This window comes from Streptomyces canus (assembly GCF_030816965.1).
In the GTDB taxonomy this organism is placed as follows: domain Bacteria; phylum Actinomycetota; class Actinomycetes; order Streptomycetales; family Streptomycetaceae; genus Streptomyces; species Streptomyces canus_E.
Genome location: NZ_JAUSYQ010000002.1, coordinates 2,648,467 through 2,670,022 on the forward strand (window position 1 = coordinate 2,648,467; position 21,556 = coordinate 2,670,022).

Below are 21,556 nucleotides of genomic sequence, written 5' to 3' on the forward strand. Positions count from 1 at the left end.
CTGATACGCAACCCGGAAGATCGCCCTCACGTCTAGCGTTCAGTGGGTTACTCAGCGGGCATGAACAGCTGTACGAATCACAAGTGACCGAGGGGCTGGAAGAACCGTGACCGAGGGGGCCGGGATCCGCCAAGGAGACCTGCCGGACGATCTGACCGCCGCGGAAGCCGGTATGTGGCAGGCCTTCCGCAACGGCACCGTGTACGACCTGAGCAGCGGCGACACCGTCGTCGACGATCCGCACGGCGGGCACCCCTGGGGTCCCGAGCGGACGGTACGCGCGCGTATCGTGTGCTGGCTGCTCCTGGACGGTCCGCCCGCGCTAGCCGGCCGGGTCTCGTCCCTGAAGCTCACCGGTGTGCAGATCAGCGGCACCCTGGACCTCGCGGGCGGCACGGTCGTGCCGTACCTGGAGATGAAGGGCTGCCGCTTCGAGCGGGAGATCCTGCTCCCGGAGGCCCGCTTCACCACCGCGCGGTTCGTGGACTGCTCGGTGCCCCGCCTGGAGGCCGCCAGGGTGCACACGGAGGGCGATCTGCATCTGCCGCGCTGCCGCTTCCACAACGGCGTACGGCTGACCGACGCGCACATCGGCACGGATCTGCTGATGAACCAGGCGATCGTCTACCGCGACCGCAGCGGCCGTTCGATCGCCGCCGACGGCATGACCGTGGGCCAGGACCTGCAGGCCGAGCTCCTGGAGTCGCACGGCGAGCTGAGCCTGCGCAGCGCCACCGTCGGCGTCTCCCTGAGCCTGCGTGGCGCCCGGCTGAACAACCCGTACACCCGGCTCGCGCTGAACGCCCCCCAGCTGACCGTGGAGCGCACGCTGTACCTGACCCCGGCGGGCGTCGGCGCCTCCATGCTGAGCGGGGCGACCCCCGCGCGCGGGACACGCATCCAGCGCTTCGAGTGCGTGGGCGGCGTGCGGCTGGACGACGGGCGGTTCGGGGACGCGGTCGACCTGGAGCGGGCCCGCTTCACCTTCACGGAGGAGCAGGAGCTGTCGCTGCGCCGGATCCAGGCCCCGGAGCTGCGCTTCCTGGGTGAGAAGCCGCAGCGCGGCAAGGTGGTCCTCTCGGGAGCGCGGGTCGGCAACCTCGTGGACCGGGCGAGCGCCTGGCCGGGGCCGGGCAACCTCCACATGGGCGGCTTCGTCTACGAGAACCTCGTACCGCACGGTCCCTTCCCGCTGGCCGAGCGGCTGGAGTGGGTGGCGGCCGCGACCGCCGAGTACAACCCGGAGCCGTACGAGAGGCTCGCGGCCGTGCTGCGGGCCGGTGGTGAGGACGAGGACGCACGCGAGGTGCTGCTCGCCAAGCAGCGCCGGCGCCGCGAGAGCCTGCCGCTGGCCGCCAAGCTGTGGGGATACGTGCAGGACTGGACGGTCGCCTACGGGTACCGGCCCGGCCGGGCCGCCGTGTGGATGGCGGTGCTGTGGGCGGCGGGTTCCATGGCGTTCGCACACGCGAGCCATCCACCGCTCAAGGGCGGCGACCATCCGGTCTGGAACCCCGCCCTCTTCGCCCTCGACCTCCTGCTCCCGGTGATCGACCTGGGACAGGTCGGTTTCTGGCAGCTGCGCGGTGGCTGGCAATGGCTGGCGGCCGCCATGGTCCTCCTGGGCTGGATCCTGGCGACCACCGTGGCGGCGGGGGCCACGAGGCTGTTGCGGCGAAATTAGGGAGGTCCATGGTGCAGAAGGTGAACGAAGGTCACGTCTTTACCGTGGCTTGACCGTCGACCGTACAACTTTCCACGAGTTGCACGTGCGCACTGGCGCAACGCTGAGCCGCGGACTTTCAATGGTCGACACCATGGCTCTGCTGCCCCCCTTCATCCGCGCGTCACGGATACCCCCCCACCACCTCACCGGCGGACTGTCCGCCGACGACGAGGTACTGCTCGACGCGCCCGACGACCGGCTCGGGCCGGCGCTGGTCGCGGCCGGGCAGGGCGCGTACGGGCGCGCGGCCGAGCTGCTCGCCGCAACCCGCGACAGCGCCGCCTGGGAGCTGCGCGACCGGTACGTCCGGCGGCTCTCCGCCTTCGCCCGCTCGCGCCCCGAGTGGTACGACGCCTGGCGCGCCGAGGCCCCGTACGACCCGGACCAGCTGCTGCTGGGCGCCCAGCTCGCGGTGGACCGTGTCTGGGACTCACCGGCCCGGAGGGAACTGCTGCGCGAGGTGAGCCCGCTGATCACGGCCGCGGCGCGCGGCGAGGACCGCGACCCGGTGCCGTGGCGCATCGCTCTGGACCACGCGCGCGGCTCGCAGGCGGGGCACACCTACTTCGGTGAGTTGTGGGAGGCGGCCCTCAGGCGCGCCCCGCTCCACTACGGCTGCCACGTCGCCGCTCTGCGCTATCTGGCGACGTCCTGGCGCGGCTCGTACCGCGAGTGTTTCGACTTCGCCGACCGGGCCGCGCAGGACGCCCCGCCCGGCTCTCTCATCCAGGCGCTGCCCGCGCGGGCGGCCCTCGCCTGTCTGACCGAGGGCGGCGGCACCGCCGTGCCGCGCGAGCGGCTGGACGCGGCGGCGGACCGGGCGATCGAACTGTCCGCCACGTTCGCGGCGGCCGACCTCTGGCCGGCCGAGGTCCGCAACAAGCTGGTGTACGTCCTGGTGCGCCTCGGCCGCTGGACGGACGCTCTGGAGCAGCTGCGCATGATCGGCCCGTACGCGACCTCGTTCCCGTGGGGCCGGGAGTCCGAGGACCCGCTGGGCCGCTTCCTGGAGGTCCGCGAGGAGGTCCGGCGGCACGCCCTGATCCATCCACGGAGTGGGCACGGGGGACGTGTCCGCTCCGGAGGCCATTAGGCTTTGGCGCCGTGACCACCGTGCGGCTCCCGCTCTTCCCCCTGAACTCCGTACTGTTCCCGGGGCTCGTGCTTCCTCTCAACGTCTTCGAGGAGCGCTATCGCGCCATGATGCGCGACCTGCTGAAGACCCCCGACGAGGAACCGCGCCGGTTCGCCGTCGTGGCGATCCGCGACGGCCACGAGGTGGCGCCCAGCGCACCCGGCCTGCCGGACCAGACGGCCGTGCCCCCAGCGCGGCCCCGCGGCCGGCTTCGGCGACGACCCGGTCAAGGCGTTCCACGCGGTGGGCTGCGTGGCGGACGCGGCGACGGTACGGGAGCGGGCGGACGGCACGTTCGAGGTCCTGGCGACGGGCACGACCCGGGTGCGCCTGCTGTCCGTCGACGCGTCGGGCCCGTATCTGACGGCCGAACTGGAGGAGCTGCCGGAGGAGGCGGGCGAGGAGTCCGGTCCCCTGGCGGAAGGAGTCCTGCGCGCCTTCCTCCAGTACCAGAAACGCCTGGCGGGGGCCAGGGAACGCACCCTGTCGTCCGGCACGGACCTCCCGGACGAACCGTCCGTGGTGTCGTACCTGGTGGCGGCGGCGATGATGCTGGACACCCCCACGAAGCAGCGACTGCTCCAGGCCCCCGACACCGCGTCCCGTCTCCGGGACGAACTGAAACTCCTGCGCGCGGAGACGGCGATCATCCGTAATCTTCCGTCGTTGCCGGCGTCGGAACTGACGCTCGGCCCGACGAGTCTGAACTGAGGCCGGAACCGCCAGATGCCGAAGAAGCCGAAGAAGCAACAGCAGTCGGGAGGCACCCCCGCGACGGTGGCCCTGACCGCGGCAGGCGTGCCCTTCACCGTGCACGCCTACGAACACGACCCCTCCCACCCCTCCTACGGCGAGGAGGCGGCCGAGGCGATGGGTGTCTCCCCCGACCGTGTCTTCAAGACGCTGGTGGCGGACGTGGACGGTGCCCTCACGGTGGCGGTGGTACCGGTGGCGGGCTCACTGGATCTGAAGGCTCTGGCGACGGCGGCGGGCGGCAAACGGGCGGCGATGGCGGACCCGGCCCTCGCCGAACGCACCACGGGCTACGTCCGCGGCGGCATCTCCCCCCTGGGCCAGCGCAAGAAGCTCCCCACGGTCCTCGACGCCTCCGCCTCCACCCACGACACGATCTGTGTCTCGGCCGGCCGTCGGGGCCTTGAGGTGGAACTGGCGCCGACCGACCTGGCCCACCTCACGCAAGCGGTCCTGGCGCCCATCGCCCGCGCGTGACCCCTCGACGGGCCCCTCTTCCTCGGTCAAGCAGAAGGGGCATGTCGAAGAAAACACGGAAACGCAAAGGGCGCACCAAGAAGGGCCGCTCGAACCACGGCAGGCGACCGGCGTAGGGCCGCGACGGGACATCACGGCTCGATCCCGGCGCCCTACTGCGCCGGCGCCCCGTACCCGTCCTTGGGGACCGCGTCGCCGTATATGGGCTCAGGATCCCGGGGCCCGAACAACGCCGTCAGCCCCAGATGCACCACAAGCGCGGCCAGCGACCAGGCCAGCAACGCCCCCTTGGCCCCGAGCTTCAGCGGCGCGGAGAACGTGACCCCCTTGCCCACAGCCTTGGCATGGGCGAGCACATCCGACGACGGACCGAGCCACGTCCCCACCCGCCAGGCGAGCAAGGACCCCAGCACCCCTCCGACGGCCAGCCCCACCACCAACGGCACCCCGCCCCGCCGCCGCCAGAGAAACACCACGAGCGCGCTCACGAAGCCGAAGGCCAGCGCCAGCAGGGTGAACGTCCCGTCCACTCCCACCGCCTGCTCGCCCTCGGTGTCCTTGAGATAGACGGCCCAGCTGCCCTGCCCGTCCACATCCCCGACCAGCGGCACATGCGGCGCCAGCCGCCACCACAGCACCCCGAGCAGGGCCCCGACGACCGCCACGGCGACCGTGACCACCACGGCCTCCAGCAGTTCGGTCTTCATGCCGGGCCCGTCCTGCCCGTACCGGACTTCGGCGGGAGCCGGGTACCGGGCATCAGGGGCCTGCCACGCATCGTGCGAGGAGGGTTCGTGGGGCGGCGGAGGAGGAGTCAACGGTGCGGTCACCCTGACATCGTGCCAGGCCCGCCTGTGCGGCGCGTCACCGGACGGCCGCCCGGCGATAGGCCCAGGTGGCGACGGCCAGCGAGACCACGCCCACGCACCCGCACACGGCGAGGTCACCGAGCACGAAGGCCCAGTCGGGATGCGGCCCGAAGGTACGTGCGAACGCCTCGACGCCGTAGGTCGAGGGCAACAGGTCCCGCGTGAACCGCACCGCCTCGGGCATCCGCTCGGCGGGCAGCACCCCGAGCAGTAGCGCGGCGGACATCCCGAGCTGTCCCAGCAGGGTGGCCAGTTCCGGCCGGGGCGCGAGCAGCCCGAGCGCGGCGCCCAGCCCCGCCAGGGCCGCACCGGCCAGCGGAATCACCGCCGCGAGCACCCACAGATGGGCCAGCGGAAGCCCGAACAGCACACACCCGAACACGGCGGTCACCACGGTCCCGGGCACGGTGAAGGAGGCGTACGCCCCCGCTGCGCCGAGCACCACGGCGGCCGGCGGCACCGGCAGGGTGGCGTAGTGATCGAGCCCGCCGCTCGCCCGCAGCTGACCGAAGTACTGCGCGAGCAGATTGAGCGCGACGAAGGCGACGACCAGCACGGACGCCCCGGCGACCACGGACTGGGCCTCGCCCCCACCGTCCACGACCCCCCGCATCAGGATCATGATGCCGATCGACTGGAAGGTCGCCACGAACAGCAGCGGGATGCGCGCGACCCGCGCGCGGGACAGCTGCGCCCGGTAGACGGCCGCGAGCGACGGCCACAGCCGCGCGCGCGGCCCGAGCTCGGCGGCCGCGTCCCGGCCCGTCGCCCCGACGGCCGACGCGCCGCCCGGCAGAACCTCGGCGGGTACGACACTCACGTGGCTCTGCTCCTCTTCGCTCCGGCGGTCGCCCTGTGACGTACGGATGTCGCCCAGTGACGTACGGATACGGCCGTCCGCGTACTCAAAGTGCTCAAGCCTTCACCAGTCCCTGCCGCGCGGCCCCGCCCAGCGCGAGGTACACGTCCTCAAGGCTGGGTGTGGCGAGCGTGAAGTCGTCCAGCGCGGCGAACGCGGCCCCGCCGGTCACGGTGGCCACGGCCGCGCGGGCCTCCTCGGGGGCGAGCCGCAGCGTCCAGCGGCGCCCGGAGGCCACGGCACGGTCCTGGAGCGCGGCGACCTCGGGCACGTGCAGCGGGGCCGCCTCGCGCCACACGAGGTCGACACGGACCTCGCCCGCGACCTGTTCCTTGAGGCCGGTAGGTGTGTCGCAGGCGATCACCCGGCCCTGGTCGAGGACGGCGACCCGGTCCAGGACCGTCTCCGCCTCGATGACGTTGTGGGTGACGAGCAGCACGGTCGTGCCCCGCTCCGCCCGCCGCCGGTCCACGGCGGACCACACCGCGCGGCGCGCCACGGGGTCCATCGCGGTGGTCGGCTCGTCGAGCACGAGCAGTGGCCGCTCCCCCACGAGCGCCGACGCGAAGCACGCGAGCCGCCGCTGCCCGCCGGACAGCCTCCTCAGCGGCCGCCCGGCGATCGGCGTGAGCCCCAGCTCCTCGAGTACGGCGTCCCGCTCGGCCCGCGCCCGCCGCGCCTCCAGGCCGCGCAGCCGCCCGGTGGTCTCGGCGGCGAGCGAGACGGTGAGTTCGTCGAGGGCGGTGGACTCCTGGCCGAGGTAGGCGAGGATCCGCGAGGCCCGGTCCGGGTGGCGCACGATGTCGTGACCCAGGATCTCGACGCTGCCGCGGTCGGGCCGCATCAGCCCGGTCAACTGTCGTACGAGCGTGGTCTTCCCGGCGCCGTTCGGCCCGAGCAGGCCGAAGATCTCACCCCGCCGGATGTCCAGCCCCACGTCGTCGGTGGCCCGCACCTCGGGTGTCCCCGGGGTCCCGCGCCGCCCGCGCACCGCGGGATAGGTCTTGGTCAGCCCGCGCACCGCACACACGACATCACCACCGTGCCGAAGTGCCTGTGCCGCGCGCGTACTCACAAAAGACGAGACTACGGCGTCGGGGCGCCGTGTTCCTCCTCGGGGCGGCGTATGTGCCGTTTCACTCCCCGGCGGGCGCGTGCTCCGCCGCCGTCCGCACGTCGATCTCCCGCCAGAACCCGGCGCGGATCGCATAACGGTCGTGCTCGTCGATCTGGTCGTCCTTGTGCGCGAGCAGCCCGAACCGCGCCGCGTACCTGAGCAGTTCCCCGTCGATCCGGTGCGGCACCCGCGGATACATCCCGGACAACCGCTGCAGATGCACCTGGTCCCCCAGCCGCTCCATCCACCGCCGCGCGAAGACCTGCCCCACCTCGAAAGGGTCCCCGCCGACCGTGGTGATGTCCTCCTCCCGGTCGGCCCACCGCTGCTCCGCCGTGGTCAGCTGCGCGAGGGTCGGCATGGAGGCGACCTCGGGCGGCTCGGCGGCACCACCGGGCCGGTCGACCCATCCCTTGTCGGAGGACCACCGCAGGGTCGCGCTCGCGGGGTGCTGCGCGGCCTGGGTACCGGGCGCCCGCAGCGCGGCGAGGTCCTTGGGCGTCGGCACCCCCTTCGACGCCGGCACCCGCTCCTGCGTGCCGTTCTCCGAGGCGGCGGCCGTGGCGTGCTCGCGCTCCTCCCCGGTCCGCTCGGGCGCGGACTCGGGCAGCGGCGCCGAGAGGATCGCGGCGATCTCGGGCCGCGGCACGGGCGGCGGCGCGCAGATCCCGCCGAGTTCCTTGGCGCGTACGGCCTTGGTGATCCACGCACGGTCCAGCACCCGCCGCTCGTCCGCCTCGGCGACCAGGTCCTCCGACTGGTTGTAGTCCCCGTCGGCGGCCTGCACGGCCCACAGGTGTACGGCGACCCCGTGCTCCTTGGCGGCCATCATGCCCGGCAGCAGGTCCCCGTCGCCGGTGACGAGCACGATGTCGGAGCAGGCGCGGTTGCGGGCCAGCTCGGTGAGCTCGGCGTGCATGGCGGCGTCCACGCCCTTCTGGGCCCAGCGTCCGTCGCTGCGGGTCAGGGCGCCGAGCCGGACGGTGACCCGGGGCATCACGCGCAGTCTGCGGTGCTCGGGCTGCGGGACGCGGTCGGGGGCGCCGTCGAACCAGTAGATGCGCAGCAGGGGCCGTTCCGTGTCGGACTCGGCCCGGTCGCGCAGCCCCTGGACCAGGGCGGCGTGGTCGACGGTGATACGGGAACGGGAAGGCTCCCCGGCAAGGAGACTGGCGGCGGCCCCCAGCAGATACCCGGCGTCCACCAGGACGATGCAGCGGTCCACGCGATCCACCCTCTTTCCGGGAGGTTTGCTTCGGGCTTCCTTCGAGTCTGCCCGACCGCGCGGGGGTTAACGGCCGGAACTCGATCTTCGGCGTGGCGTTTCGAGGCGTCGCGCGGCGACATTCCCTGTCACACACGGTAATTATCCGAAATGCGCCTCTTGCCAGCCTATGTGAATCTGGTCCCGGCCCTGGCCCCTAGATCCCCCTCAGGAGGCAGATCACCATGGCCAAGAACAAGAAGCAGAACCGAAAGCAGCCGCAGTCCGAGCGTGGCCGGCAGGAGGCCCAGCACTCCTCGATGGAGGCACAGGCCGAACAGCGTGCCCCGCAGGTGACCCCCGGCGATGTCGCCCGCAAGGGCCGGCAGAAGAGCTTCGGTCACAACTGACATCTGCATAAAGGGTTGTTGAGACCCGGGTACACAGAGGGGCGCACCCCGTCAGGAGTGCGCCCCTCTGCATGGTCCGAGCCCCGGTGGGTCAGCCCGCCAGGCAGGACGGTCCGAGCAGCACCTTCAGGTCCCCGAAGAGCGCCGGGTCCGGCTTCACGCGGTGCCGGTCCAGCCTCAGGACCGTGGTCTTGCTGGGGCCCTGGAGCCGGATGCGGACCTCGCTCTCCCCCTTGTGGTGACTGAGGATCTCGCCGAGCCTGCTGACCATCGGCGGGGTCACCTTCAGCGCCGGGATGGTGAGGATCACGGGTGCGTTGGTGCCGGCGTTGGACAGGTCGGGGACCTGGAGCTCCATCGCGACCAGCCGGGGCACGTCCTCACGCTTGTCGAGGCGGCCCTTGACGAACACCACGGCGTCCTCGACGAGTTGCGTCGACACCAGTTGGTAGGTCGCCGGGAAGAACATGCACTCGATGGAACCGGCGAGGTCCTCGACGGTGGCGATCGCCCAGGCGTTGCCCTGCTTGGTCATCTTGCGCTGGAGGCCCGAGATGATGCCGCCGATGGTGACGACCGCGCCGTCGGCGTGCTCACCGCCGGTGAGCTGGGCGATGCCCGCGTCGGCCTTGTCGGACAGCACGTGCTCCAGCCCGAAGAGCGGGTGGTCGGAGACGTACAGACCGAGCATCTCCCGCTCCTGGGCGAGCAGATAGGTCTTGTCCCACTCCTCGGTGGTGAACTCCACGTCCAGGCCGAAGCCGGGCTCGCTGGTGTCCTCCTCCCCCATCCCGCCGAAGAGGTCGAACTGGCCCTCCGCCTCCTTGCGCTTGACCGCGACCACGTTGTCGATCATCGAGTCGAAGTGCGCGGTGAGGCCCTTGCGGGTGTGCCCCATCGTGTCGAACGCGCCCGCCTTGATCAGCGACTCCGTGGTGCGCTTGTTGCAGGCGACGGCCTCGACCTTGTCGAGGTAGTCGGGGAAGGAGGCGTACTTCCCCTTGGCCTTGCGGCTGCGGATGATCGACTCGACCACGTTGGTACCGACGTTGCGCACGGCTTCGAGCCCGAAGAGGATGACGTCGTCGCCCTGGGCGGCGAAGTTGTGCTCCGACTCGTTGACGTTCGGCGGGAGCACCTTGATGCGCATGCGGCGGCACTCGTTGAGGTAGACCGCCGACTTGTCCTTGTCGTCCTTCACCGAGGTGAGCAGCGCGGCCATGTACTCGGCCGGGTAGTTGGCCTTGAGGTACGCGGTCCAGTAGGAGACCAGTCCGTACGCGGCGGAGTGCGCCTTGTTGAACGCGTAGCCGGCGAAGGGGACCAGGACGTCCCACAGGGCCTGGATCGCCTCGTCGCTGTAGCCGTTCTTCTTGGCGCCGGCCTGGAAGATGGTGAAGTTCTTCGCCAGTTCGTCGGGCTTCTTCTTGCCCATGACGCGGCGCAGGATGTCGGCCTCGCCGAGCGAGTAGCCGGCGATGATCTGGGCGGCCTTCTGCACCTGCTCCTGGTAGACGATCAGGCCGTAGGTGACCGCGAGGACCTCTTCGAGCGGCTCCTCCAGCTCCTTGTGGATCGGCGTGATCTCCTGGCGGCCGTTCTTGCGCTCGGCGTAGTTGATGTGCGAGTTCATACCCATCGGACCCGGCCGGTAGAGGGCCGAGACGGCGGAGATGTCCTCGAAGTTGTCGGGCTGCATCTGGCGGAGCAGCGAGCGCATCGGGCCGCCGTCGAACTGGAAGACACCGAGGGTGTCACCGCGGCAGAGCAGTTCGAAGGTCTTGGGGTCGTCCAGCGGCAGGGCGAGCATCTCCAGGTCGATGCCCTTGTTGGCCTTCACCATCTTGATGGCGTCGTCCATGATCGTGAGGTTGCGCAGGCCCAGGAAGTCCATCTTCAGCAGGCCGAGCGACTCGCACTGCGGGTAGTCCCACTGCGTGATGGTCACGCCGTCGGTGTGGCGCACCCAGATCGGGGCGTGGTCCACGATGGGCTCGCTCGACATGATCACGCCGGCCGCGTGCACACCCATCTGCCGGACCAGGCCCTCGACGCCCTTGGCGGTGTCGATGACCTTCTTCACGTCCGGTTCGTTCTCGTACATCGACCTGATCTCGCCGGCCTCGCTGTAGCGCGGGTGGGAGGGGTCGGTGATGCCGTTCAGGTCGATGCCCTTGCCGAGGACGTCGGCGGGCATCGCCTTGGTGAGCCGGTCGCCCATCGCGTACGGGTAGCCCAGCACGCGCGCGGAGTCCTTGATGGCGTTCTTCGCCTTGATCTTGCCGTACGTGCCGATCATGGCGACCTTGTCGGCGCCGTACTTCTCGGTCACGTACCGGATCACCTCGACGCGCCTGCGCTCGTCGAAGTCGATGTCGACATCGGGCATGGAGACGCGCTCGGGGTTGAGGAACCGCTCGAAGATCAGACCGTGCGGGATCGGGTCGAGGTCGGTGATGCCCATGGCGTAGGCGACGATCGAGCCGGCCGCGGAACCTCGGCCGGGACCGACCGCGATGCCGTTGTTCTTGGCCCACATGATGAAGTCGGCGACCACCAGGAAGTAGCCCGGGAACCCCATCTGGATGATGACGTCCATCTCGTACTCGGCCTGCCGCTGGCGGTCCTCGGGGATGCCGCCCGGGAAGCGGCGCTCCATGCCGCGGCGGACCTCCTCCTTGAACCAGGTGACCTCGGTGTAGCCGTCGGGGATGTCGAACTTCGGCATCAGGTTCTTGGCCTCGAACATGCCCTCGGTGTCGACCTGTTCGGCCACCAGGAGGGTGTTGCGGCAGCCTTCCTGCCAGGCGTCCGAGGAGTCGATGGCGTACATCTCGTCCGTGGACTTCAGGTAGTAGCCGGTGCCGTCGAACTTGAAGCGGTCCGGGTCGGAGAGGTTCTTGCCGGTCTGGATGCACAGCAGCGCGTCGTGAGCGGTCGCCTCGTGCGCGTACGTGTAGTGCGAGTCGTTGGTGACCAGCGGGGGGATGCCGAGCTTCTTGCCGATCTCCAGAAGGCCGTCGCGGACCCGGTGCTCGATCTCGATGCCGTGGTCCATCAGCTCCAGGAAGTAGCGGTCCTTGCCGAAGATGTCCTGGTACTCGGCCGCGGACTTCAGCGCCTCGTCGAACTGACCGAGTCGCAGCCGGGTCTGGAGCTCGCCTGAGGGGCAGCCGGTGGAGGCGATGAGCCCCTCGGACCACTGGGAGATGGTCTCCTTGTCCATGCGGGGCCACTTCTGCAGCCAGCCCTCGGCGTACGCGTCCGAGGAGAGCTTGAAGAGGTTGTGCAGGCCGGTCTTGTTCGCCGCCCAGATCGTCTTGTGGGTGTAACCACCCGAACCCGAGACGTCGTCACGCTTCTGGTGGGGCTGGCCCCACTGGATCTTCCGCTTGTTGCGCCGGGACTCGGGGGCGACATATGCCTCGATCCCGATGATCGGAGTGACTCCGGCCTTCTTCGCGGAGTGGAAGAAGTCGTACGCCCCGTGCAGGTTGCCGTGGTCGGACATGGCGATATGGGTCATGCCCATCTCGTTGCACGCGTTGAACATGTCCTTCAGCCGCGCGGCACCGTCCAGCAGGGAGTACTGGGTGTGGACGTGCAGGTGCGTGAACGGCGGCTTTGACACGGCGTGGCCTCCATGGAAAACACTCGACGACAGGCGGACGGACAGTTCGGGGGACAGCGTCGAAGTCTATGCCTCGGCACTGACACTCCGGGGGTCGCCCCGCGTACCTTCACAACGAGGGCCGCGGGCACTTTCACCCGGGCCCGCCCGTTGGACTGACGACAGAAACGCTGTCGTACACATGCACCAGGAGGCACCCCGCGATGTCGGTTCCGCAGCTCAACGACGAGCACCGCGGCGAGGAGATCCTCGCTGTCTTCGACACCGCCTTCGGCGAGCTCCTGGCCGCCGACCCGGCAGCGTTCCGCGTGAAGTTCCGGAAGATGGCGGCCTCCGCGTTCGCGTTCTACCGGGGCACGGCGTGCCTCTTTTACCACGACCTGACGGCAAATAATCAGTTCGGCTCGAAGAGGGGCGGCCCGTACCTCGACGAGCGCACCTCGCGCGTGTGGATCCACGGCGACCTGCACGCGGAGAACTTCGGCACCTACCTGGACGCCAACGGCAGGCTGATCTTCAACGTCAACGACTTCGACGAGGCGTACGTCGGCCCCTTCACCTGGGACCTCAAGCGCTTCGCCGCCTCGGTCGCGCTGATCGGGTACGCCAAGGCCCTCGGCGACGAGCAGATCACCGAGCTGGTGGAGGTGTACGCGGGCGCGTACCGCGAGCGGATCCACGCCCTGGCCACCGGCGCCAAGAGCGACGAGGTGCCGCCCTTCACCCTGGACACCGCCCAGGGCCCCCTTCTGGACGCGCTGCGCGACGCCCGCTCCCTGACCCGCTTCGGCCTCCTGGAGTCGATGACGGAGATCCGCGACTTCGAGCGCCGCTTCGCGCCGGGCGGTGGCTCCATCGAGCTGGACGCGGCCACCCGCTACAAGGTGCTCGCTGCTTTCGACGGCTATCTGGAGACTCTCCCGGAGGCCTCCCTGTCCCGCCCGGACTCCTACCGCGTCAAGGACGTCGTCGGCCGCCGCGGCATCGGCATCGGATCGGCCGGTCTGCCGTCGTACAACATCCTGCTCGAGGGGCACACCGACGCCCTGGAGAACGACGTCGTGATCTACATCAAGCAGGCCCAGACCCCGGCCGTCTCGCGCCACGTCACCGACCCGGCGATCCGCGACTACTTCCAGCACGAGGGCCACCGCACGGTGATCTCCCAGCGCGCCCTCCAGCAGCACGCCGACCCGTGGCTCGGCTGGACCGAGCTGGGCGGTGCGGGCCAGCTGGTCGCCGAGATCTCGCCGTACGCCGTGGACCTGGACTGGGGCGACATCGACGACCCGGAGGAGATCGCGGCGGTCGTCGCCGACCTCGGCCGGGCCACGGCCACCATGCACGCGGCGGCGGACGACACCTCCGGCGAGTCCCTGGTGCCCTTCTCCACCGAGCGGGCCATCGACGCGGCGATCGCGGCGGACGAGGATGGCTTCGCGGGCCTCCTGGTCGACTTCGCGCACAGCTACGGCGCACGCGCGCGTGCCGACCACCAGACCTTCGTCGACCTCTTCCGCAACGGCCGGATTCCGGGTCTGTGACAGGGCTCATGACGCTGCCCATAACGATAGGGCCGCTCACAGGAATCCTTTAGGGGTCCCTTACAGGCCCGCGTGACACACTCTCCACGCTATGGACATATCCGGGACCCAGCCACGAGCGCTCCGCGCGGCGCTGTTCACGGCACTCGTCGTGACGCTCAGCACCGCGTCGCACGTGCTGCTGTCCCGGGCTCCCCTGCCGCTCAACACGGTGGCGGCGGTCGCCGTCGCCGTGTTCGCGCTCGCCTACGCGCTGGCCGGCCGGGAGCGCGGCTTCGGGCGGATCGCCGCCATGCTGATCCCGCTGGAGCTGGCCGCCGACACCGTCTTCACCACCGGCCAGCACGTCTGCTACGGCGCCGCGGGCGGCCCGGTGGCGGGCCCGCTGCGCTCGGTCGGCTGGGACGTGTTCTGCGGCGACGGCACCAGCGTGGGCTCGCCACTGGCCCGTATGACCGGCACCGATCCGGACCGCCTCGGCGGCCTGCTCGCGCACGCCGACCCGCAGACCGCCTGGCTGCTGCTGGGCGCGCACCTCTGTGTCGGCCTTCTCGCGGCCGCCTGGCTGCGCCGCGGCGAGCGGGCCCTGGCCCAGCTGCTGCGGGCCGTGGCCGCCACGACCTTCCGGCCGCTCCACCTCGTGGCCGCCGCGCTGACCGCGCGGCCGGAGCCGGAGCCGGCCCGCCCGGTACGCCCCGGCCGCCGTACGGCCGTCGTTCTCGACAAGATCCTCGTGTACTCCCTGGGACGGCGTGGACCGCCGTGCTCGGCCGCTGTCGCCTGAACCGGAACAGCACCTGAGCACCACGAGTCCCGATCCACGTATCCCCCCGCACACGACGTGTGCGCGTCCCCTTGATGGAGAACACCACCATGAGCAAGCGGAACAGCCAGGCCTCGAAGACCGCCGCCCGTGAGCGGCTGCGGCAGGAGCGCGAGCGCCAGGCCAAGCGCGACAAGGTCAAGCGGCAGGTCATCGTCGCCTGTTCCGTCGTCGGCGTCCTGGCGATAGCCGGCGGCATCGGCTACGCGGTCGTCCAGAACAACAAGCCCAGCTACTGGGAAGAGGCCAAGAACGACAAGCTCGTCAAGCCGGCCAACAGCACGGGCACCAACGGCACGACGGTCGTCATCGGCAAGAGCACCGCCAAGAAGACCCTGGTCATGTACGAGGACCCGCGCTGCCCCGTCTGCGCCCAGTTCGAGCAGACCGTCGGCTCGACCGTCGACAAGGACGTCGAGGACGGCAAGTTCAAGATCCAGTACATCGGCGCCAGCTTCCTCGACGGCAACCTCGGTGGCGAGGGCTCCAAGAACGGTCTCAGCGCCCTCGGCGCGGCGCTGAACGTCAGCCCCGAGGCGTTCCTGAAGTACAAGACCGCGATGTACTCCACGAAGTGGCACCCCGCCGAGGACGGCCCCGACAAATTCAAAGATGACGCCTACCTCATCAAGATCGCGCAGACCGTCCCGGAGCTGAAGGACAACAAGACCTTCCAGAACGCCGTGAAGAGCGGCACCTACGACAAGTGGGCCCTGGACATGTCCGAGAAGTTCAACAAGGACGGCGTGACCGGCACACCGACCCTGAAGATGGACGGCAAGACGCTGACCGGTTCCGACGGCAAGAGCGCGCCGATGACGGTCGCCGACTTCAACACGGCGCTCGAGGCGGCCCTGAAGGCCTGATCCCCGCACTCTTCAGGCAAAGAGCGGGCGAACTTTCACGAGTTCGCCCGCTCTCGTTCATACCGGTCAGTAACCTGATCGGCCGTGACCAGTAGACAGAGATCAGCCGAGAGCAACTCCCTGTCCCCGCGCCGCCGTACGGTCGTCAAGGCCGCGGCGGCCACCGCTGTCCTCGCCGCCCCGCTCGCCGCCGCCCTGCCGGCTCGAGCCGCCGACGAGACCCCCGCCTTCCTGCACGGCGTCGCCTCCGGCGACCCGCTCCCGGACGGCATCCTGCTGTGGACCCGGGTGACCCCGACCACCGAGGCCGTGCCCGGCTCCGGGCTCGGTCCGGACACCGAGGTCGGCTGGGTCGTCGCCAGGGACAAGGCCTTCACGACCGTCGTCGCCAAGGGGTCCGTCACCGCGACGGCCGCCTCCGACCACACCGTCAAGGCGGACGTCCGCGGCCTCGCCCCCGCGACCGACTACTGGTTCCGCTTCTCGGCGGGCGGCACCGAGTCCCCGGCGGCGCGCACCCGCACCGCGCCGGCACCGGACGCGGCCGTCGCGAACCTCCGCTTCGGCGTGGTCTCCTGCGCCAACTGGGAGGCGGGCTACTTCTCCTCGTACCGCCACCTCGCGGCCCGCGGCGACCTGGACGCCTGGCTGCACCTGGGCGACTACATCTACGAGTACGGCACCGGCGAGTACGGCACGCGCGACACCGTCGTACGACAGCACGCGCCGGCCCACGAGATCCTCAGCCTCGCCGACTACCGGATCCGGCACGGCAAGTACAAGACGGACCCGGACCTCCAGGCGCTGCACGCGGTCGCCCCGGTCGTCGCGATCTGGGACGACCACGAGTTCGCCAACGACGCCTGGTCGGGCGGTGCCGAGAACCACACCGAGGGTGCGGAGGGCGCCTGGTCGGCCCGTCAGGCAGCCGCCAAGCAGGCCTACTTCGAGTGGATGCCGGTGCGCCCGGCGCTCGCGGGCACCACCTACCGGTGGCTGCGGTTCGGCAAGCTCGCCGACCTCTCACTGCTCGACCTGCGGTCCTTCCGCTCACAGCAGGTCGCCGTGGGCAACGGCTCGGTGGACGACCCGGACCGCACGATCACCGGTCGCGCGCAGCTGGACTGGCTCAAGTCGGGGTTGAAGGCCTCCGACACGACCTGGCGGCTGGTCGGCAACTCCGTGATGATCTCGCCGTTCGCGATCGGCTCGCTCTCCGCCGACCTGCTGAAGCCGCTCGCCGAGCTGCTGGGCCTGCCCAAGGAGGGCCTCGCCCTCAACACCGACCAGTGGGACGGCTACACGGACGACCGCCGCGAGCTGCTGGCCCACCTGCGCTCCAACGCCATCCGCAACACCGTCTTCCTGACCGGCGACATCCACATGGCGTGGGCCAATGACGTGCCGGTCGACGCCGGCACCTATCCGCTGTCGGCCTCGGCCGCCACGGAGTTCGTCGTCACCTCGGTGACCTCCGACAACCTCGACGACCTCCTGAAGGTCCCCGAGGGCACGGTCACCGCGCTCGCCGCGCCGGTCATCCAGGTCGCCAACCGGCACGTCCACTGGGTCGACACCGACCGCCATGGCTACGGCGTCCTGGACATCACCGCCGACCGGGCGCAGATGGACTACTACGTGCTGTCCGACAAGACCAAGGCGAACGCGTCCTCGTCCTGGGCGCGTTCGTACCGCACGCGGACCGGCACACAGAAGGTCGAGCGGACGTACACCCCCGTCTAGAGCGTCTCGAGGAAGCCGAGGGCCACCCGCCAGGTGGCCTCGGCGGCCTCCTCGTCGTAGTCCGGGAGGCCCGGGTCGGTGTAGAGATGACCGGCCCCGGCGTATCGGTAGATCTCGACATCGGCGCCGGTGCGGCCCATCTGCAGATACCAGGCGCTCAGCCAGTCGTCGGTCTCGAAGGGGTCCGGCTCGGCCACGTGCAGTTGGACCGGCAGCTCGTCCGCGGTCGCGTTCGGCGCGATGTCCGACGTGCCGTGCAGGAGGAGCAGACCGCGGGCCTTCTCGTCACCGAGGGCGAGGGTCTGCGCGATCGAGGCGCCGAGCGAGAAGCCGGAGTAGACGAGACCGCGGTCTGAGTAGGGCGCGGCGGCCAGGACGGCCCGCTTGAGCAACTCGTCCTTGCCGATCTCCGCGTTGAAGGCCATGCCCTCCTCGACCGTCTCGAACGTGCGCCCCTCGAAGAGGTCCGGCGTCCACACCTCGTGGCCGGCCTCCCGCAGCCGGTCGGCGGCCTGACGGACGGCGGGCCTGAGGCCGTAGGTCGAGTGAAAGAGCATGATGTTCATGAGGCCATGGTGCCAGCCTGCACCGACAGTGCCGTTTCGCGGGCGTACGGGCGGCCCTACCCACTTCGCGGCCGAAGTCACATGTTCATGCCCGCCCCGGGCCGGTTAGGTTCGGGGTCATGGAGAACGTACTCCGCCCACTGATCGTGGTCGGCGGCTCGGTGCTGCTCACACTGGTGATCGGCTGGGCCACCGACCTTCTGCTGCGCAAGGCCGACGCACGACACAGCGAGACCCCGATGTGGGGTCTGCTGCGCCGTGGTCGCATCCCCTACATGCTCGTGCTGTGCGCGGCGATGCTGAGAGGGGCGTACGACGAGGCGAGGGTGCTGCAGCGGCACAGCGCAGGCATCGGGCAGACACTGACGCTGGTCCTGATCGGGGCGACCGCCTGGCTGGTGATCCGGATCGCCGCGGCCATAGTGGAGACGACGTACACCCGTTACGCGCGCGCCCACCACGACGCCGCCCGCGTCCGCCGGGTGCGCACCCAGGTCACGCTGATCATGCGGGTGGTCGCCGCGACCGTCGGGGTGGTGGCCGTGGCAGCGATGCTGCTGACCTTCCCCGCGATGCGCGCGGCCGGTGCCTCGCTGCTGGCCTCGGCCGGAATCCTCGGCATCGTCGCCGGTGTCGCCGCCCAGTCGACGCTCAGCAACATGTTCGCCGGGCTGCAGATCGCCTTCGGTGACATGGTGCGCATCGGCGACACCGTGGTGGTGGACGGCGAGTGGGGCACGGTCGAGGAGATCACCCTGACCTTCCTGACCGTACGGACCTGGGACGAGCGCCGGATCACCATGCCGGTGTCGTACTTCACCTCGAAGCCGTTCGAGAACTGGTCCCGAGGCACCCCGCAGATGACCGGCATCGTCTTCTGGCACGTCGATCACACGGCTCCGGTGGAGCTGATGCGCGAGCGGCTGCGGGACATCCTGCGCGAGTGTCCGGCCTGGGACGGCCGCGCCTACGGCCTCGACGTCACCGACACCACCCCGAACACCATGCAGGTACGGGCCCTGGTGACCGCCAAGGACGCCGACGACATCTGGACGGTACGGGTCACGGTCCGCGAGCAGATGCTCCGCTGGCTGACCGAACACCATCCGTACGCGCTCCCCCGCGTCAATACCGCGGACGCGGTCGTACTGCCACGCAGCGGCTCCTCCTCCAACGGCAACGGCACGGCCCCCCGCCGAGCCCACGAGTCCCCACCAGCGGGCCGCGGCTGACGGCCCGGAGAGCCGGCGGTCCGTCGTGGCACCGGTGCCCGCACCCGCCCGGGGGTGCGGGGCTGTGTCTGTGTGCGGCTACCGCCGCGTGGGCGCGACCAGCCACGACGGACCCGCACCCGTCCCCGTCAATGCCCCCGCTCGGCCCCACCGTTGACCTGCACGACCTGCGAAGTCACATGCCCCGCCCCCGCCGATGCCAGCCAGTGCAGCGTGGCGGCGACATCCCCGGGCGTCCCCGCCCGCCCCGTCGAGGTGTCACCGATGAGCCGTTCCCGCCGAGCGGGGTCGATGGCCCCGCCGAAGAACTCCGTGTCCTCGATGTACCCCGGTGCGACCACGTTCGCGGTGATCCCCCGCGGCCCCAACTCCCGCGCGAGATCATGGGCGTACGGATGCAGCCCGGCCTTCGCCGCCCCGTACGCCCCGCTCCCGGACCCCCGGTACGCGGCGATGGAACTCACGAACAGCACCCGCCCGCCCGGCGAGGCGAGCCGCTCCTTCAACCCCTCGGTGAGCAGTGCCGCGGTCAGCAGATTGAGCCGGAAGTTCACGGTCCAGTTGTGTACGACGGCGTCGAGCGGATCGGAGCTGTCGACGGGCGGCTCGAGCTGCCCGGTGCCCCGGCGCCGTGGATCAGCACGTCCACGGTCCCGAGTTCACGCTCCACGAACCCGACGACCCCGCGCACCTCGTCGACGTCACCGAGATCGGCGGCGTACGTCAGGGCTCCGGGTACCCCGGCCTTCTCGAGCACCTCGGCACGCCGGCCGAGCAGCAGCACCCTGTCCCCTTCCGCGGCGAACACCTGCGCCGCCGCGAGTCCGATTCCCGTACCGCCACCGCTGATTATCACGTTGCGAGCCATAACTGCAGCCTACAAACGCCCGGTCGGCGAGCTCACCCCGGTTTCCGAACCTTCACCGCAGACTGCGAACGTCAAGATGCCGCAACACCCGGTCCACGATCTCGGGATCGGCCCCCGGCTCGCTCCGCGCCGCCAGCACCTCGTGCCGAGCCGCGCTCAGCATCTCGCCGTGGATGCGCCGCACCCGCTTGAGCCGCCGCCGGGTCTCGCGCCGCTCCTCGTCCCCCATCTCGGGAGAGATTCGCACACCGATCTCGAACGCCCGCCGCAGCATCTGCTCCGACAGTTCCTCGGGCAGGTCCTCCACGTTCTCGATCTCCCGCAGCCGCTTCTTGGCCGCCTTCGCCGCCCGGACCGCGAGGGTCTTCTCGAACTCCATCTCCCCCTCGCTGTCCGCCCGCACCCCCAGCCGCTTCACCAGCCACGGCAGAGTCAGCCCCTGCAACACGAGGGTCGCCATGATCACCCCGAACGCGATGAACACGATCTCGTCCCGGTCGGGGAAGCCCGCCCCCGAGTCGGTCTCCAGCGGGATGGCCAGCGCCAGCGCCACGGACGCCACGCCTCGCATCCCGGACCACCACATGACGACGGTCTCCCGCCATCCCATCGGGATCTCCTCGTCGATGTCCCGCTTGGCGTGCATGCGTTTGGTGAGCCAGGTCGCCGGCAACAGCCACAGCAGCCGTACGAGCACGACCACGGCCACGATCGCGGCGGCCCAGCCGAGCATCTCGCCCCAGCGTCCGGACGCGGTCCGGATGGCGTTGTGCAGTTCGAGTCCGATGAGCCCGAAGGCCACCCCGGTCACGAGCGTGTCGACGATGTCCCAGAAGGTGTGCCCGGCGAGCCGGGTCATCACGTCGTCGGCGTCGGTGGCGTACTCGGCGATGAACAGGGCGGTGGTCAGCACCGCGAGCACCCCGGAGCCGTGGAGCTCCTCGGCGAGCACGTAGGAGGCGTACGGCACGAGTACCGTCAGCCCGATCTGGAGCGTGGCGTCCCCCAGCAGATCCATCAGCTTGTTGGCCCCCCAGCCCAGCGCGAGCCCCACGGCGACGGCGACCACGGCGGAGAGCACCAGCTCGAAGACGGCCTTCCCGGCCGTGAACGAGCCGCTGACGGCTGCGGCGACGGCCACGTGGTAGAGCACGATCGCCGTCACGTCGTTGAAGAGCCCCTCGCCCTCCAGGATGGACACCAGCCTCCGGGGCAGCCCGAGTTGGCCGGCCACGGCGGTGGCGGCGACCGGGTCGGGCGGCGCGACCAGCGCCCCGAGCGCGACGGCGGCGGCGACCGGCAGCCCCGGCACGATCGCCTGCGCGACGACGGCGACGCACAGGGTGGTGACGAACACGAGCGCGACGGCGAGCAGGAAGATCGGCCGCTTGTTGGCCGCGAACTGCCGCCACGACGTCCGACGCACCGCCGCATAGAGCAAGGGCGGCAACAGAATGGGCAGGATCAGCTCGGGTGGAATATCGACATTCGGTACGAAGTCCAGTACCGCGAGCACGATCCCGAGCAGCGTCATCAGCACCGGCGCCGGCAACCCGAACCGGTCTCCCACCGGGACGCTGATCAGAGCCCCCAGCAGCAACGCGAACAACAGGGCCAACTGATCCACGGTCAGAGCTCCGGGCAGATCGACAAATCAACGGTCACTTCAGTCTGCCCGCTCCACGCCCAGACCTTCCCGACCGCCGCTCTCCCTCTCCCGTCGACGCGAATCC

The 21,556-nt window shown here is 70.3% G+C and carries 16 protein-coding genes and 2 pseudogenes; 10 read left to right on the forward strand and 8 right to left on the reverse strand.

Annotated elements, in window-relative coordinates:
• The first annotated feature begins 106 nt into the window (after positions 1-106).
• The 4 genes and pseudogenes from QF027_RS13195 (at position 107) to ybaK (ending at position 4,091) form a co-directional block, all read left to right on the forward strand.
• Positions 107-1,684 (forward strand): oxidoreductase, encoded by a 1,578-nt coding sequence (locus tag QF027_RS13195; protein ID WP_306982845.1) that lies wholly within the window; start codon positions 107-109, stop codon positions 1,682-1,684.
• Positions 1,685-1,805: 121 nt separating this feature from the next.
• Positions 1,806-2,819: a hypothetical protein gene (locus QF027_RS13200; protein ID WP_307074656.1), complete on the forward strand. Its 1,014-nt coding sequence runs from the start codon at positions 1,806-1,808 to the stop codon at positions 2,817-2,819.
• 11 nt (positions 2,820-2,830) lie between these two features.
• A pseudogene (locus QF027_RS13205) lies at positions 2,831-3,572 on the forward strand (LON peptidase substrate-binding domain-containing protein).
• A gap of 15 nt (positions 3,573-3,587) precedes the next feature.
• On the forward strand, positions 3,588-4,091 hold the full coding sequence (gene ybaK / locus QF027_RS13210; protein ID WP_307074659.1) for a Cys-tRNA(Pro) deacylase: 504 nt from the start codon (positions 3,588-3,590) through the stop codon (positions 4,089-4,091).
• 152 nt (positions 4,092-4,243) lie between these two features.
• On the opposite strand, the gene QF027_RS13215 is transcribed toward ybaK, so the two are convergent.
• The 4 genes from QF027_RS13215 to QF027_RS13230 form a co-directional block, all read right to left on the reverse strand.
• Positions 4,244-4,921 (reverse strand): AAA family ATPase, encoded by a 678-nt coding sequence (locus QF027_RS13215; protein WP_306982835.1) that lies wholly within the window; start codon positions 4,919-4,921, stop codon positions 4,244-4,246.
• 34 nt (positions 4,922-4,955) lie between these two features.
• Positions 4,956-5,780: an ABC transporter permease gene (locus QF027_RS13220; RefSeq protein ID WP_307074662.1), complete on the reverse strand. Its 825-nt coding sequence runs from the start codon at positions 5,778-5,780 to the stop codon at positions 4,956-4,958.
• 94 nt (positions 5,781-5,874) lie between these two features.
• Complete coding sequence (locus QF027_RS13225; protein ID WP_306986734.1) at positions 5,875-6,849, reverse strand: ABC transporter ATP-binding protein; 975 nt, start codon at positions 6,847-6,849, stop codon at positions 5,875-5,877.
• Between the two features lie 106 nt (positions 6,850-6,955).
• Positions 6,956-8,161 carry an NYN domain-containing protein gene (locus QF027_RS13230; protein WP_306982832.1) on the reverse strand — a complete coding sequence of 402 codons (1,206 nt, stop codon included), beginning with the start codon at positions 8,159-8,161 and terminating at the stop codon, positions 6,956-6,958.
• A gap of 224 nt (positions 8,162-8,385) precedes the next feature.
• Here QF027_RS13230 and QF027_RS13235 point away from each other — a divergent pair, with 224 nt between their 5' ends.
• Positions 8,386-8,550 carry a hypothetical protein gene (locus tag QF027_RS13235; protein ID WP_306982829.1) on the forward strand — a complete coding sequence of 55 codons (165 nt, stop codon included), beginning with the start codon at positions 8,386-8,388 and terminating at the stop codon, positions 8,548-8,550.
• Between the two features lie 91 nt (positions 8,551-8,641).
• Here QF027_RS13235 and dnaE read toward each other — a convergent pair whose 3' ends face one another.
• Positions 8,642-12,181: a DNA polymerase III subunit alpha gene (dnaE, locus tag QF027_RS13240; protein WP_306982827.1), complete on the reverse strand. Its 3,540-nt coding sequence runs from the start codon at positions 12,179-12,181 to the stop codon at positions 8,642-8,644.
• Positions 12,182-12,384: 203 nt separating this feature from the next.
• Here dnaE and QF027_RS13245 point away from each other — a divergent pair, with 203 nt between their 5' ends.
• The 4 genes from QF027_RS13245 to QF027_RS13260 all read left to right on the forward strand — a co-directional run bounded on the left by QF027_RS13245 (position 12,385) and on the right by QF027_RS13260 (position 17,157).
• Complete coding sequence (locus QF027_RS13245) at positions 12,385-13,725, forward strand: DUF2252 domain-containing protein (protein WP_306982825.1); 1,341 nt, start codon at positions 12,385-12,387, stop codon at positions 13,723-13,725.
• Positions 13,726-13,816: 91 nt separating this feature from the next.
• Complete coding sequence (locus QF027_RS13250; RefSeq protein WP_307074664.1) at positions 13,817-14,509, forward strand: hypothetical protein; 693 nt, start codon at positions 13,817-13,819, stop codon at positions 14,507-14,509.
• Between the two features lie 89 nt (positions 14,510-14,598).
• On the forward strand, positions 14,599-15,414 hold the full coding sequence (locus tag QF027_RS13255) for a thioredoxin domain-containing protein (protein WP_306982821.1): 816 nt from the start codon (positions 14,599-14,601) through the stop codon (positions 15,412-15,414).
• An 84-nt stretch (positions 15,415-15,498) separates the two neighbouring features.
• Positions 15,499-17,157, forward strand: a complete 1,659-nt coding sequence (locus QF027_RS13260; RefSeq protein WP_307074666.1) for an alkaline phosphatase D family protein — start codon at positions 15,499-15,501, stop codon at positions 17,155-17,157.
• On the opposite strand, the gene QF027_RS13265 is transcribed toward QF027_RS13260, so the two are convergent.
• A complete protein-coding gene (locus tag QF027_RS13265; RefSeq protein ID WP_306982816.1) occupies positions 17,154-17,723 on the reverse strand; it encodes a dienelactone hydrolase family protein in 570 nt (189 codons plus the stop codon). The two genes, QF027_RS13260 and QF027_RS13265, sit on opposite strands and share 4 nt — an antisense overlap.
• 119 nt (positions 17,724-17,842) lie before the next feature.
• Here QF027_RS13265 and QF027_RS13270 point away from each other — a divergent pair, with 119 nt between their 5' ends.
• The gene (locus tag QF027_RS13270; RefSeq protein ID WP_307074668.1) at positions 17,843-18,955 is read left to right on the forward strand and encodes a mechanosensitive ion channel family protein; all 1,113 of its coding nucleotides are present in this window, start codon (positions 17,843-17,845) and stop codon (positions 18,953-18,955) included.
• A 128-nt stretch (positions 18,956-19,083) separates the two neighbouring features.
• Here the strand turns inward: QF027_RS13270 and QF027_RS13275 are convergent.
• Together QF027_RS13275 and QF027_RS13280 are read right to left on the reverse strand one after the other, a co-directional pair.
• A pseudogene (locus QF027_RS13275) lies at positions 19,084-19,823 on the reverse strand (SDR family NAD(P)-dependent oxidoreductase).
• A gap of 52 nt (positions 19,824-19,875) precedes the next feature.
• Positions 19,876-21,450 (reverse strand): Na+/H+ antiporter, encoded by a 1,575-nt coding sequence (locus QF027_RS13280; RefSeq protein WP_307074670.1) that lies wholly within the window; start codon positions 21,448-21,450, stop codon positions 19,876-19,878.
• Between the last annotated feature and the right edge of the window lie 106 nt (positions 21,451-21,556).

Coding starts and splice junctions, on each gene's coding strand:
- QF027_RS13245 (WP_306982825.1), top strand. CDS start 12,385: ATGTCGGTTCCGCAGCTCAACGACGAGCACCGCGGCGAGGAGATCCTC.
- QF027_RS13250 (WP_307074664.1), top strand. CDS start 13,817: ATGGACATATCCGGGACCCAGCCACGAGCGCTCCGCGCGGCGCTGTTC.
- ybaK (WP_307074659.1), top strand. CDS start 3,588: ATGCCGAAGAAGCCGAAGAAGCAACAGCAGTCGGGAGGCACCCCCGCG.
- QF027_RS13255 (WP_306982821.1), top strand. CDS start 14,599: ATGAGCAAGCGGAACAGCCAGGCCTCGAAGACCGCCGCCCGTGAGCGG.
- QF027_RS13270 (WP_307074668.1), top strand. CDS start 17,843: ATGGAGAACGTACTCCGCCCACTGATCGTGGTCGGCGGCTCGGTGCTG.
- QF027_RS13265 (WP_306982816.1), bottom strand. CDS start 17,723: ATGAACATCATGCTCTTTCACTCGACCTACGGCCTCAGGCCCGCCGTC.
- QF027_RS13200 (WP_307074656.1), top strand. CDS start 1,806: ATGGTCGACACCATGGCTCTGCTGCCCCCCTTCATCCGCGCGTCACGG.
- QF027_RS13235 (WP_306982829.1), top strand. CDS start 8,386: ATGGCCAAGAACAAGAAGCAGAACCGAAAGCAGCCGCAGTCCGAGCGT.